General features: G+C 37.3%; 13 protein-coding genes. 5 read left to right on the top strand and 8 right to left on the bottom strand.

The window, feature by feature from the left end; translation table 11 throughout:
* Positions 1-88: 88 nt before the first annotated feature.
* From M1D60_RS16355 to M1D60_RS16365, 3 genes are all read right to left on the bottom strand, one after another.
* Positions 89-1,741: a methyl-accepting chemotaxis protein gene (locus M1D60_RS16355; protein ID WP_456275900.1), complete on the bottom strand. Its 1,653-nt coding sequence runs from the start codon at positions 1,739-1,741 to the stop codon at positions 89-91.
* Between the two features lie 18 nt (positions 1,742-1,759).
* On the bottom strand, positions 1,760-2,743 hold the full coding sequence (locus M1D60_RS16360; RefSeq protein WP_456275901.1) for a BMP family lipoprotein: 984 nt from the start codon (positions 2,741-2,743) through the stop codon (positions 1,760-1,762).
* Between the two features lie 158 nt (positions 2,744-2,901).
* Positions 2,902-3,768, bottom strand: a complete 867-nt coding sequence (locus M1D60_RS16365) for a CvfB family protein (protein WP_456275902.1) — start codon at positions 3,766-3,768, stop codon at positions 2,902-2,904.
* 173 nt (positions 3,769-3,941) lie between these two features.
* Between M1D60_RS16365 and M1D60_RS16370 the strand changes: the two genes are divergently transcribed.
* Positions 3,942-4,433 (top strand): YajQ family cyclic di-GMP-binding protein, encoded by a 492-nt coding sequence (locus M1D60_RS16370; RefSeq protein ID WP_456275903.1) that lies wholly within the window; start codon positions 3,942-3,944, stop codon positions 4,431-4,433.
* 382 nt (positions 4,434-4,815) lie between these two features.
* A complete protein-coding gene (locus M1D60_RS16375) occupies positions 4,816-5,691 on the top strand; it encodes an SDR family oxidoreductase (protein WP_456275904.1) in 876 nt (291 codons plus the stop codon).
* A 42-nt stretch (positions 5,692-5,733) separates the two neighbouring features.
* Here M1D60_RS16375 and M1D60_RS16380 read toward each other — a convergent pair whose 3' ends face one another.
* The 3 genes from M1D60_RS16380 to asnB all read right to left on the bottom strand — a co-directional run bounded on the left by M1D60_RS16380 (position 5,734) and on the right by asnB (position 10,124).
* A complete protein-coding gene (locus M1D60_RS16380) occupies positions 5,734-6,456 on the bottom strand; it encodes a 3-ketoacyl-ACP reductase (RefSeq protein ID WP_456275905.1) in 723 nt (240 codons plus the stop codon).
* 144 nt (positions 6,457-6,600) lie between these two features.
* On the bottom strand, positions 6,601-8,073 hold the full coding sequence (locus tag M1D60_RS16385; protein ID WP_456275906.1) for an alpha-amylase family glycosyl hydrolase: 1,473 nt from the start codon (positions 8,071-8,073) through the stop codon (positions 6,601-6,603).
* A 203-nt stretch (positions 8,074-8,276) separates the two neighbouring features.
* Positions 8,277-10,124 (bottom strand): asparagine synthase (glutamine-hydrolyzing), encoded by a 1,848-nt coding sequence (gene asnB, locus M1D60_RS16390; RefSeq protein ID WP_456275907.1) that lies wholly within the window; start codon positions 10,122-10,124, stop codon positions 8,277-8,279.
* A 278-nt stretch (positions 10,125-10,402) separates the two neighbouring features.
* Between asnB and M1D60_RS16395 the strand changes: the two genes are divergently transcribed.
* The gene (locus M1D60_RS16395) at positions 10,403-10,954 is read left to right on the top strand and encodes a DUF2777 family protein (protein WP_456275908.1); all 552 of its coding nucleotides are present in this window, start codon (positions 10,403-10,405) and stop codon (positions 10,952-10,954) included.
* Positions 10,955-11,484: 530 nt separating this feature from the next.
* On the opposite strand, the gene M1D60_RS16400 is transcribed toward M1D60_RS16395, so the two are convergent.
* Positions 11,485-11,826 (bottom strand): YisL family protein, encoded by a 342-nt coding sequence (locus M1D60_RS16400; protein WP_456275909.1) that lies wholly within the window; start codon positions 11,824-11,826, stop codon positions 11,485-11,487.
* Between the two features lie 159 nt (positions 11,827-11,985).
* On the opposite strand from M1D60_RS16400, the gene M1D60_RS16405 reads away from it, so the two are divergent.
* Together M1D60_RS16405 and M1D60_RS16410 are read left to right on the top strand one after the other, a co-directional pair.
* Positions 11,986-13,176 carry an ornithine--oxo-acid transaminase gene (locus tag M1D60_RS16405; protein ID WP_456275910.1) on the top strand — a complete coding sequence of 397 codons (1,191 nt, stop codon included), beginning with the start codon at positions 11,986-11,988 and terminating at the stop codon, positions 13,174-13,176.
* 271 nt (positions 13,177-13,447) lie between these two features.
* A complete protein-coding gene (locus M1D60_RS16410) occupies positions 13,448-13,642 on the top strand; it encodes a Spo0E family sporulation regulatory protein-aspartic acid phosphatase (RefSeq protein WP_456275911.1) in 195 nt (64 codons plus the stop codon).
* Between the two features lie 16 nt (positions 13,643-13,658).
* Here M1D60_RS16410 and M1D60_RS16415 read toward each other — a convergent pair whose 3' ends face one another.
* The gene (locus M1D60_RS16415) at positions 13,659-14,168 is read right to left on the bottom strand and encodes a DNA topology modulation protein (RefSeq protein WP_456275912.1); all 510 of its coding nucleotides are present in this window, start codon (positions 14,166-14,168) and stop codon (positions 13,659-13,661) included.
* Between the last annotated feature and the right edge of the window lie 58 nt (positions 14,169-14,226).

The following is a 14,226-nucleotide window of genomic DNA, read 5'->3' on the forward strand; positions in this document are numbered from 1 at the left end:
CACTTGAATCACGTTTCATCTGTGACCAAGTGTTCTTTTATGTTAAAGCTACTGCTGAATATTGTGTCTATTAAAAATGTATTTCCAACTAATTCAACTTAAATTGTGAAAGTACTTCTTTTAGTTCATTGGTTAGCTCATTCATGGCTGTAACCTTTGAGGCAAGCTTTCCAAATGCTTGGAGCTGTTCAGTGGTTGAAGCTGAAATCTGTTCACTTCCGGCTGCTGACTGTTCAACAACTGAGCTAATATTTTCAACTGATTCTAGCACTTGGTTTCCTATTGTCTTGGAATGTGACATGCCATCCACAATTCCTTGGATATGGGATGAAATACTTTGAACCTTTTGATCAATCACTTCAAATGCTTGATTCGTTACAGTCATTGATTGTTCTTGTTTTTTCGTTATGTCTACACCTTGATTTACAGCTTGAATAATTTCAGATAGCCCTGATTGAATATGATCCACCATGCTAAATATTTCTGAGGTCGCCCTTGTTGATTCCTCAGCTAGCTTTCTAACCTCATCTGCTACTACTGCAAATCCTTTGCCTGCCTCTCCTGCTCTTGCAGCCTCAATCGCAGCATTTAAGGCAAGTAGGTTGGTCTGACTAGCGATTGACGACACTGAGGTAGCCATTTCTTCGATTTTACTAGCATATCCAGTAAACTCCTTGGTGGCCTGCTCGATTTTATTGGTAGATGAGATGTTAGTAGATAGAAGAATACGCTGTTCCTCTATTGCTTTTCTACCTGATCCAATAGATTCGACTGTTTCTAATCCGTAAGCAGCAGTTTGTTTAGAGGCCTCTAGGTTTTTCTCAAACTCTTGATCAAGCTGCTCTACTAAATGAACGGAATGTTGAAGATCCTCTGAAATAGCCTGAGAACCTGATGAAAGTTCTTCTGTAGAAATGGCTACTTGATTACTGATTTCAATAAGACCTTTGTTTTCACCCTCTATTTCACTAGAGAACTGCTCAACTCGTTTACTAACATCTTCTACTGAACCAATCAGGCCTCTAAGCTGGTCAACCATTTGCGAAAACGATTGATTTAACTCACCAATCTCATCGTTCTTCTGATAATTAACCTTCTCAACTACAAGATTACCATTTGAAATTCTTCTTGCATTCTCAGTAAGTGCTTTAAGTGGCTTTGTAATAGAAAGAGTAAGTCGATAGCTTACAAGGATAGAAGCTACGATCAGCACAATTGATCCAATAGCAGCTACAAGAATAGCTGTTCCAATCTTTGATCTTAATGTTTCTTGGATTCCCTCATAGTGAGTTGCAGCATATAGGGTTAATAAATGAAGATCATTAATTATCCCATCTGTACGGATTGATTGTCTCTTTACTTCTGATGCCTCATTATTTTCTAACGCCTGTTTAGCTTCAGCCTTTAACTCTTCAAACTTTAGTTTAGAGGTAGCAATCACTTCATTCATATGCGGAATAGAACTTAGCTTCTCTACCTGAGTAAAGCTTTCTTCGGTAGCAGTTAGTTGGCTAAGTGCTTCTAGCTTATTGCCCTCCGTCATATTAAAGGAAAAATTATTTAAGCTTTGTTTGGTAATCTTCATTTGTGCATCAAGTTCTTCTACAGATAATAAAAATGGCACAAAGTCTGTGTTTAATTTATCAATCTCAATCATTTTCACCAGAATATACCCTATCATGGCAATGGCTAAAATTAATCCAACCATAGATTGTAGCATTAGCTTCTTTTTTAAGTTCATTATTTGCACCCCCTTCAATTATTGATTGATTTTCGTCACACCAGAAATAATGGCTTCTTTTTGAGATTCAATAATGTTTAATTGTTCATCATTAAATGGAACAACTCTTATTGGAGACAAATCTACTCCGTTTTCCTTAAGACCTAATTCAACATGTCCTGTAGGTAACTCCTCATTCTCAACAAAATCAGAAATGACTTGATAGAGAGCTACGTCAACATTTTTAAGCATAGATGTAATGACTGCTTTTTCCGCATAAAAATATTGATCACTATCCACACCAATAGCAAATACATTTTGATTTTGTGCTTCTCTTAAAACACCTACACCCGTGAAACCAGCTGCTCCATATAAGACATCTGCACCGGCTGTAATCATTTGGCTTGCCATGGTTGCGCCTAGTTTATCGTTACCAAAATCATTTGCATACTCAATAATGACCTCTATATCAGGATTGATAGATTTCGCACCTTGTAGAAAGCCAGTAGCAAACTTATTAATTAGTGGAACATCTGCTCCACCTATAAATCCAAGCTTATTGGTTTTAGTTGTTAACGCAGCGGCAACTCCTGCTAGATAACTACCCTCATCCTCTTTGAATGTAATAGAGGTAATATTCTGAAGCTCTGAAACCGAATCAATTAAAATGAATTTTTGTTCCGGATACTTTTGTGCTACTATTTCTAGATCCTCTTGAACCATAAATCCTAATCCAACAACAACATCATTTCCAGCTTCCACTAGCTCCGTTAACCCTGCTTCGTAGGTTTCCGTATCACTTAACTCACGGTAATCAAATAGAATGTTTAAATCATCCCTCGCTTTTGTTAACCCATTAAATGCAGAATCCGAAAACGATTGATCGCCTAAACCTACATCAGAAAGCATAATACCTATTTTTATACGGTTTAATTCCCCAGATGAGTTTAGTTGATTTGAAGAAGTACAACCAGTTAGAATAAGAACTAAAATCAACAATAGAGGTAACCATAATTTCCTCATATTTTCACTCCTTTTTTTATCACAAGGAGTATATCGACATATTTCGACTTTTATTTAGGTATTCTGGAAAAGTTGAAATAGTAGGAAAAATGAATCAAATACCTACGTTTTTCCATACAAAAAAACTACTGACAGTAATCAGTAGTCTCGTAAATAGTTTATTTTCTAGACATAAAATAGGTCCAGCCTTCCTCTTGGTACACCTGATTTTCTTTCATAAGCTTCCCTAAAGCACGCTTAAACGCACCTTTACTCATATTAAATCTTTCTTGTATATCATCACTATTACTCTTATCCCAGAAAGGCATCGCACCACCACGGCCTTCCATGTATTCTAAAATGACTCTAGAATCCTGGTCCATTCCCTCATGAGCTCTTGGCAACAACGAAACATTAACAGTTCCGTCTTCTTTAACATCAATAATTCTTCCTTCAATGGTTTGTCCAAGACGCGGTTCTACTTTCCTCTGTGAGTCATGAATAAAGCCAATATACTTCTCTTCTGTAAAGATATAAGAGCCTACTTTTACTGTACGATAAATAATTCCTTTAACATTTTTATTAAATGCATTTCTTTCTGCAGACGATGATAGCTCTTGAATGACAGGATCTGTCGCAAGCTTGCCAAATAAGCGTCCATTGCGATCAAGCTTTAAGCTACAGTATAATTGATCTCCTAGATCAGGCCATACCTCTTCAAACAAAGGTAAGTCATCCCTTGAAACTAGCATATCCTTTGATAAACCAATATCAATAAATACGCCTAACCCTTCGTGAACACCGACTACCTCAACCCACTCATATGTATCCATTGTCACCTTCGGGGTTTTCATGGTTGCGATTGGTCTTCCTTCATGGTCATGGTAAACGAATACCTCTATTTCATCTTCTAACTCAATATTCCCGTTTATCTCACCTTTTGGAAGAAGGACCTCCTCCTGATCCACTGTATCTAAAACATAGTACCCAAAATCAACTTCTCTATTTACAAGTAAAGTTTGAATGTTCCCTGGATTTATTGCCATTTATGTACCCACCTTTAATTAAAATCGTCATAGTTATCATTGTTTCCATTTCGAACCATTATATCACTATTTTGAAAGGAAAGTACTTTTTAATCAATTGAGTGGTTGATAGTTGTTTTAAAAGGTGGAAATTTTGTACAATATGAACATGATTAGATACGGAGGGGATTCATATGTCAAAGGAAAGCTCATTTGATATTGTTTCAAAGGTAGAACTACCAGAAGTAACAAATGCGATTAGTATCGCAATGAAAGAAATCCAAACTAGATATGACTTTAAAGGTAGTAAGAGTGATATTTCATTAGATAAAGAGGAGCTTGTTCTTGTTTCTGATGACGAGTACAAATTAGAACAGTTAAAAGATGTTCTTATAAGTAAACTAATTAAAAGAGGCGTGCCCACTAAAAACATTGACTATGGAAAAATTGAAAAGGCATCAGGTGGAACCATCCGCCAACGTGGTAAACTTGTTCAAGGAATTGATAAAGAAAATGCCAAGAAGATTAACACCATTATTAAAAATTCTGGTCTTAAAGTAAAAAGTCAAATCCAGGATGATCAGATCAGGGTTACTGCCAAAAGTCGTGATGACCTGCAAGCCATTATTGCAGCAGTCAAACAAGCGGACTTATCTGTTGATGTACAATTTTTAAATTATCGTTAAGAGCAGAGTCATTGGACTCTGTTTTTTTTTTGGCTGTTTTCTCATACTTTGTTGCTATTTTAACAAAAAATGAATTTATATTGAGTCCGTTGATTTCCGCTACAGGCACTCGCTTTCCACGGGGAGGGACGTGAGCCTCCTCGACTTCGCCTGCGGGGTCTCACGCTTCCCTCTATCTCCCGTAGGAGTCGAGTGCCTTCCGCTCCAATCAACTCAATGTTTTTACAAAAGCAAATCAAATAGCAACAATCATTACGAAAACAGCCTTTTATTTACTAGGAATTTTATAAAGCTAGATCGTCTAGGAAAATGAAAATCCTATTGTTTGAAGTCTAATTATTTTGGCATACTAACCGTTAGACTTTTTTATAGGGGGATTAGTATGAGTAATAATAATCAGAATCAACCAAAACAAACATTGCCTCCTCAGCATCAAAATCGTCAACCTGGCCTTGAATCTGAAATGAATCCCGCTCCTGTTTCTGTGGATTCTACTTACAAAGGCAGTGGAAAGTTAAAGGGTAAAACGGCGATTATTACAGGAGGAGATAGTGGAATTGGAAAATCAGTATCCATCTATTTCGCAAAGGAAGGCGCTAATGTAGTCATCGTCTATTTAGATGAACATGAGGATGCCAATGTAACCAAACAATTGGTAGAAGCAGAAGGAGTTAAATGCCTTTTAATAGCTGGTGATGCCGGACAGGAAGTATTTTGTCAGGATATCGTAAACCAGACCATTCAAACATTTGGGAGTATAGATGTCGTGGTGAATAACGCTGCTGAACAACACCCTCAAACTAGCTTAGAGGATATCACGGCAGAGCAATTAGAAAAAACGTTTCGCACCAATGTTTATTCCTATTTTTATTTAACTAAGGCAGCCCTTCCTCACTTACAAGAGGGTAGTTCGATTATAAACACCACTTCGATTACAGCATACGATGGAAATGAAAAGCTTCTCGATTATTCCTCAACAAAAGGGGCAATCGTAACCTTTACTAGGTCTTTATCTAAACAATTAGTGAGTCGTGGTATTCGTGTAAACGGTGTAGCACCAGGGCCAATTTGGACTCCGTTAATTCCGTCTACGTTTACAAGCCAAGAGGTGGCTAGCTTTGGTGCAGATACTCCAATGGCACGTCCAGGACAGCCAGCTGAATTGGCACCGAGTTATGTCTTTTTAGCTTCTCAGGATTCTTCTTATATGTCTGGACAAATTCTTCATGTTAATGGTGGGAAAATTGTAAATGGGTAAACAGTAAAAGGGGCCTCAAAAAGGCCCCTTTCATATTTTAAATTAAGATGGGTTTGTTGACCATAGTCCCGCTGATTTAACAAATACTCTGCGATTAAGCTTTAATTGAGAAACAATTAATTCTGCAAGATCTTCAGGTTGCATGAACTTTTCTAGGTTATTCTCGCTTATTAAGTTCGTGTCAAATGCCAGGTCAGTTGCTACTGTACTTGGTGTTAATGCACTAACACGGATATTATGCTTTCTCACCTCAAGCATAAGAGATTCTGTTAATCCCAGAACCGCAAATTTAGAGGCACTATATGCACTCGTTACTGGCGCACCTTTTTGTCCTGCTGATGAGGAGATATTGATAATGTCACCTGTTTTATTCTCAATCATTCCAGGTAGGACTGCTCTTGTTACATTATATACCCCCATCACGTTTACGCGGATGATGTTTTCCCATTCCTCTGGAGTTAGATCAAGGAAACCTCCAAATTTGGCGGTTCCAGCATTATTAACAAGAATATCAATTGAACCTAAGTCACTTTTGATATGCTCAACTGCACTATGTACGGATTCTAAATCACTAACATCAGCAACAGCAGCAGATGCATCTACATCATACTCTGAAAGCTCTGCGATTACATTCTCCAGATTACTCATCGTTAATCCAACTAGACCGATGTTTACTCCCTCTTTGGCAAGAGCAATAGCTGTGGCTCTACCAATTCCTCTACCAGCACCTGTTATGATGGCTGTTTTTCCTCGAAGATTTTCCATTTAATTAGCCCCCTTTAGAAATTCACTATAGTAATATACCCTAAACTGTTCTACCATTAGTGCTTTTTACATCTGGTTTTTATATATTCAGGTTAAATAACTTGTTTCTTTATATTTATCAAAGAAAATACTTTCAATCAACTTTTAACTTTCAACTCGTTTGGATTTCCTCTTAACAAACCAAATAAATAGTCCAAACAATGTCCATACACCAAGCATTCCCATAATAAATGTCCAATTTACCCCGGTTCTTTCATGTAGCATAAAGATATTAGAAGTTTCACGATCCATCGCAAGCCTAAACATTCCATCATTTGCTCGTACAACATCATCGGTTAATAAAGCACGAAGCTCTAGGTTACTCCCAATTACTTCTTCAGGAATTTCAGCAGCAATGGTCTCACTTGAATTATTGAGTGCTACAATAATGGACTCGCCTTCATAAGTTCGTTTAAACACAGCCATATTTTCACTACTAAAAATCATCTCGAAATCACCATATCGAAGTGAGGAATGATGCGCCCTAATCTCCGCTAGTTTCTTCATATAATCAATAATAACCTTGTCCGCTCGAAAGGCCATCATTCGGTGATTATCCGGTACTTCGCCACCATCTAAAGCAATCTCTGTACCATAATAGACCATTGGAATTCCTGGTGCACTGTATAAATAGGTTAAAGCTAGTTTCAAACGAGTTTCTGGGTTTTGCTGTTTTTCAATAAGCTCTCTTGTAAAACGAACCGTTTGTTCATTATCTATAAAATTAACGGTTTCATTTATATTAGACCCAGTATTTAGTTGTTGCTCCCAAAGCTGATATAGCTCATCCACGGGTTGATCAAACTCACTAAATGTTTCAGTAGCTTCTTTTTGAAACTCATAGTTGGAGAATGATCCCCATTGATCCATTTCTTCTATTCGGTCACCCACTAAAATAAAATCTTCATTTAGCTCTTGGATTTCTGTACCAAGACGTTCCCAAAATTCATTTGGAGGAATCGCTGCATTCACTAAACGATAACCGTCAATTTTTGTTTCTGAAACCCACCATTTTGCCATATCAATGATATATTCTACTACCTCATCATTTTCGTAGTTTAGTTGGGGAAGTCCTGAAACAAGGAATCCATCGGCTCCTTCTCTACTATACCAATCTGATTGATTTGGTTCGGCAAGCCAAGGATGACTCTCACCTATATGAGATATAGCCAAGTCAACCATTATTTTCATTTCACGTGCATGCGCTTCTTCTACTAATTGTTTGAACTCATCAATTGTTCCAAAATGTTCTTCTACTTCATAAAAATCCTCAGGCCAATAGCCGTGATAACCGTTCGTGTCATTATTTACGATTGGGGATAAAGAAATCGCCGTAAATCCTAACTCTTTTATGTAATCTAGCTTTTCAATGATTCCTTGAAAATCTCCCCCATGATAAGCCAATGGATCTTGGATATTCACGTTAATATCATTGTTTGCATCTCCGTTAAAAAACCGATCAATCGTGATCGAATAGACCATTTCATCCTGCCAACTACGTTCTTCTTTTTCAACAGCCATTACCTGGCTACAAAAAAGAAGAAACGGAATAAGCACTAATACTACCTTCCTGCTCAATGTCCGTTCCTCCCTGTTTCTTTCTTATCATTTTTTACTAGAGTGGTCATGATTTTTTAAATATAAACCTACAAGACATTATACATAGTTTTATCTTTAAGACCAACTATAATGTCCTATTTAGGAATTTGATTGGATTTACTCCCATATTACAAAAAAGTACACCCATTCGAATGAAGTGGTGTACTTTTAAAGTTTACAGATTATTCTTTAACATTAATTCCATAATGTTCAAACCAAACGTGAATTTGGGCAAGATGAGCAAGTAGCTGTGGACCCGTCATGAGCTGACCAAACCAAGGGACTGTAAATGCCTCTCCTTCTGTATCAACAATATCCTTAAGCTTTTTGGCATCAAAGAAGTGATAAAGAGCAGATGATTTATCTTGCAGTATAGTTTCCAACCAACCTTTTACAGCCTTTGTGTAATTAGGGTTGTGTGTTTTAGGATAAGGACTCTTCTTTCGATATAATACATCATGAGGTAAAATACCTTCTAGTGCTTTACGAAGGATCCCCTTCTCACGACCATCATGCATTTTCATATCCCAAGGTATATTCCACACATATTCCACTAATCGATGGTCAGCAAACGGGACACGTACTTCAAGGCTCGCCCCCATACTCATCCGATCCTTTCGATCAAGTAAAGTCGTCATAAACCAAAGCATATTTAAATAGAATAACTGTCTTCTTTGGGCTTCTTGTGGTGTCTCACCATCAAGGACAGGCGTTTCTCTCACGGTTTCATCATAACGATCCTGTACATATTGATTCAGGTTCAACTTTTGTCTCCAGTGAGATTGCAGAAGTCCCTCTCTAAGCTCTGTTGATCTCATCCAAGGGAAGGCGCTGGATGCAAGATCCTCAGGTCGATGGAACCAAGGGTACCCTCCAAATATTTCATCCGCACATTCACCTGAAAGTCCAACAACGAAATCCTTTTTAATTTCTTTACAAAACCACAGAAGTGAAGAATCTACATCTGCCATCCCAGGTAAGTCCCGAGCCAATACCGAGTCGGTTAAATGATCAACTAACTGATCGGTTGTAATAATAGAATTATGGTGTACAGTTTTGAATGTGTCAGACATTAGCTGAATCCATGGCTGATCAGAGTTTGGTTGAAATTCATTGGCTTTAAAGTATTTATCATTATCCTCATAATCAATTGAATAGGTGTGAAGCGGTCCCTTTCCCTCTTTTTCAAAAGCCTCAGAGGCAATTGCAGTAATTGCACTCGAGTCCACACCTCCAGATAAAAAGGTCATGACAGGAACATCAGAAACAAGCTGTCTCGTTACTGCATCTGTGAATAAAAATCTTACCTTTTCAGCTGTTTCTTCCACATTTTCAGTATGAGGTTTACTCTCAACATTCCAATATCGCCAAATTTTCAATCCGTTTTTTGAATAAGTTAAGGCATGAGCAGGTCGGAGCTCCTTCACACCTTTAAATACACCGTGTCCTGGTGAACGTGAAGGGCCTAACCCAAATACTTCAGATAACCCATCCAAACCAATTTCGGCTTTCACTGATGGATGAGAAAGAATGGCTTTCAGCTCGGAACCGAAAATTAGGTTTCCATCTTGTTCATGAAAAAATAGTGGTTTTACCCCTAACCGATCTCGACCAATAAACAACTTTTCATTTTGCTCATCCCAAACCGCAAAAGCAAAAATTCCATTTAAGTATTCAACACATTGCTCGCCCCACTCGATAAACGAAGTCAATAAAACCTCTGTATCTGAGTGAGATTGAAATGTATATCCTTTTGAAAGTAATTCTTTTCTAATGTCCTCAGTATTATATAGCTCACCGTTATAGCAAATTGTATATGAAAGGTCACCTTTTTTCCTACTCATCGGCTGTTTACCACCAGCAGGATCGACAACAACTAATCGTTTATGTCCAAAAGCTACATGTCGTTTGACCCATACATTCGTATCATCCGGGCCACGAAGCTTCAAAGCTTCTGCCATTTTTTCTACGGTGTTCACTTCCGATTCTAATGATTGTTTATAGGATACCCATCCTGTAATTCCACACATGGTGTCATCATCCTTTCCCTCGTTCTGTTCAAACGATGCAAACACTCCTTCCATTCTATGCACGAGTTTTTAAAAGGATTCTACAAGGAAGCTTAAGTTATAGCGCACAAGCATACCAAAGAAAAGGCTTCCATAATTGTTAAATAAACATTCCGTTGACTTTATAGTGGTGTGCCTCACAATAATTATTTTTTTTAATAAAATATAGGAACGGATTATAATTTAGTCTATTTCTGTCAACAAATGAAGATAAGACTGATTGAATGACGGAGGAAGCCATGAAACTACAACAACGACTAGAGCAGCTCCCACATCAGGAGAGAGCATACATGATTGGGTCAGTTGAAGCTATTCATAAACAATGGGTTTTCTTTGATGAACAGGATGAACCTTCTGCTTTGACAGACATTATTAACGATACGTATCAAATCAAAATTAATAATAATTGGGAAACCTTTCATTCATTTGAAAACGGTGTGGCCATCGGAAAACAAGTCTATGCAATCAAAGATGGAGACCAATTAAAAATCCAAAAGCCACTGACCTATGTTTATCAAGAATGGTTAAATGAGTTATCTGATGAAGCTTTTCAAAAGCTAATTAATCTGTTGAACACCTTACAGTTTTCGGTGTTTGATTGTATTTACTGTCACAATTCACTATTTTTCAAGGTTCAGACAAAGCCTTCACAAGGAGTAAATTTTATTGTCTATGATAACGGTGAAGAGCTATGCTCCGTTCACCATCATTTTCAACGAGGGATTGAACGAAATGATCGATTTGAGGTCACCTTAAATAACGGCAAACGCCATATCTTGACCAATTTATAAGTTAAAACAGGGGCTATTGTAGTCCCTGTTTTTTTATGAATGTTTAGAATTATTGTTGCGAGTATTTAAGGTTATGTGCACAAGATTGATAGGGGTAGTATTTTGGGGCGAGGCAAGATTATCGGTGGGTTCATCAAGATTCTGAGTCAAAGTCGCGAGATTAATCAGGAAATCAGCAAGTTTATCAGCTCCTGGCAAGATTCTATGGTGTTTCTGCAAGATTCTAAGCCAAAGTCGCAAGATTAATTAGGAAAGTAGCAAGTTAATACGGTAATGCCAACCTACAAAAGAAAATTTGTCTATTTTCAAGTGTATACTTCCTTTACAAGTCCAGCTCAAATGGGTTTATCAACGAAAATTACTGCTTTATCAACGAAACAACCTAACATATCAACGATTCCTTACTGTTTATCAACGAAAATCTATAGTTTATCAACGAATACTCTAAATTTATCAACGAAATTCCTTTTTCTACCATAAAAAAATCCCATCTTCATCTAAATGAAAATGGGATTTCTAGAACAAACGATTTATCCTAATCTAACATAGCCATAATAGAATACTAAGACAAGGGAAATGACTAATTGAATCCAAAAGATCTTGGTTGGTTTTCCTTTACCACCACGAGTAAGGATAAACTCCATACAGAATATAACCCACAGTCCAATAATTCCTTTAATTAACGCTTCACCTTGGAATTGGTAGTATGCGGCTAGAAGATGCAAGCCCGTACCTAGTACGAGTAGGTAAAGTAGACGTAGAATCATTTGAATAATTTTTAATGGCTTCTTTTTATCAGCTTTTAGTAAGTATACGCCAACGAAAAATAATACTAGAGTTAAAAACCATGTTGTTACGTGAAAATGAATCATATGTAATCCTCCTTAGTTCTTACGATTGTCCACACTCATCATACACGATTTATTTGCAAAAATGAAGATTTAGCTTTGAAATTAACAAAATGGAGTACAATATTGTTATAATGTAAATTGTCTTTGTAAGTGCTTGAAAATCAGATTGGAGGATTATTCATGACAAAAACTCAAGAAATTATTTCACAAACTGAAAAGTACGGTGCAAATAACTACCATCCACTACCAATAGTTGTAGCAAAAGCAGAAGGTGTATGGGTAGAGGATCCAGAAGGTAATAAGTATATGGACATGCTTAGTGCCTATTCAGCAGTAAACCAGGGGCATCGCCATCCAAAAATTATCCAAGCGTTAAAGGATCAAGCTGATAAAATCACGCTTACCTCACGTGCTTTCCATAATGACCAATTAGGACCTTGGTATGAAAAGGTATCGAAGTTAACTGGAATGGAAATGGTGTTACCAATGAATACAGGTGCCGAAGCGGTGGAAACAGCTGTTAAAGCGGTTCGTCGTTGGGCTTATGATGTTAAAGGTGTCCAGGCTGACCAGGCTGAAATCATTGTTGCTGAAGAAAACTTCCATGGTCGTACTATGACAGCGGTGTCAATGTCATCAAACGAAGAGTATAAGCGTGGGTTTGGACCGATGCTTCCAGGAATTAAGATTATACCATACGGAGATACTGAAACTTTAAAAGCTGCAATTACCCCTAATACGGCTGCGTTTATTTTTGAACCGATTCAAGGTGAAGCTGGCATTAAGATTCCTAGAGACGGATTCTTAAAGGAAGCATTTGATATTTGTAAAGAAAATAATGTTTTATATGTTGCCGATGAGATTCAAGCTGGATTAGCTCGTTCAGGCAAGATGTTTGCCTGTGATTGGGAAGGCGTTAAACCTGACATGTTCATTTTAGGTAAAGCTTTAGGTGGTGGAGTATTTCCTATCTCTTGTGTGGCTGCCAATCGAAATGTATTAGGTGTTTTCGAACCCGGCTCTCATGGATCCACTTTTGGAGGAAATCCACTTGCTTGTGCTGTCTCAATTGCTGCACTTGATGTATTAATTGACGAAAAGCTTGCAGAAAGATCTTTTGAATTAGGTACATATTTTGCTAACAAGTTGAAGGAAATTAATAATCCTGTTATTCAAGAGGTTCGTGGTAGAGGGTTATTTATTGGAGTAGAACTAAAAGAACCAGCTCGTTCTTATTGTGAGAAACTAAAGGAAAAAGGATTGCTTTGTAAAGAAACACATGAAAATGTAATCCGTTTTGCACCTCCATTGGTTATTTCACAAGAAGATTTAGATTGGGCCATCACTCAAATTAAAGAAGTGCTAGCTTAGGTCGGAGATATTACATACCGCTCAGGGAAAATCATTCCTTGAGCGTTTTTATTTAGAGGCTACCCTGAACGAGACTATTTAAATGTTATATATTACATATTCTTGCTAATCACCCTATAGATGACTATAAAAAAATTGTTAGTTTTTCAGAACTTTTGTAGGAATATCACTAATTTTGACGAATGCGTTTTGATTAATAGTAGAATGTGTATAATATATTTATTAGTCAGGTTGTATGACCATATAAATATTATGCAAGGGAAGAAGCTAGATGCTAGAATTATTAATTGAAGAAAAAAGAGCAGAAATGATTGGCTTAGCCATGAAGTTAGGTTTTACAGCAAATGAAACAGTAAAGTGTAGTCAAGAATTGGACAAACTTATAGATATAAAGCTTACCTCCTACCGTTATTTAGCGATTAGTGGGTTCTCATTAAGCCAAGCTTCCATACATCACTTACAATGACTGATCCTACCTAGGATCAGTCATTTTTTAGTTTATTTAACAATAGTGGAATTTCTTTTCTGTTTTTTAGATGGAAAATCTCCTTCGTTGACTCTAGTTCCTTTAGCTTTTTTCTAATATCCGGTGCCTTCTGTTTTGGATAATCATACACCCATTTAATAAATTCCCAGTCTAGCTTTTCTTGACAGCCTTTTGCCATATCAGGGCGAGTTTTCCCATGATACATAATCCTTCTCTTCACAATATTCTTCAAGCAAATCCATCTTGAAAAGTCTAAGAATATGATCACGTCCGCAGCTGCTAATCTAACTTCCATTGTACTTCCGTAATTACCATCAATAATCCAGTTTTCTCTTTGTATAACCTCTTCCTGCCAGCTCATCCATTCCGGTCGTGGTGTTTGCTGCCAGTTCGCTTTCCAGAAATGAGCATCTAGGTGAATCACCTCGATATTTAACTGTTCCCCTAAAATCCTAGCCAAAGTTGACTTTCCGGCTCCTCCCGAGCCAATTAAAACAATTTTCATCGCTCTTACTCTCCTTGCCAAAATAAGTTTGAAAAGGAGATTACATAAGTAATCCCCT

Source organism: Bacillus sp. AK128 (assembly GCF_053903075.1).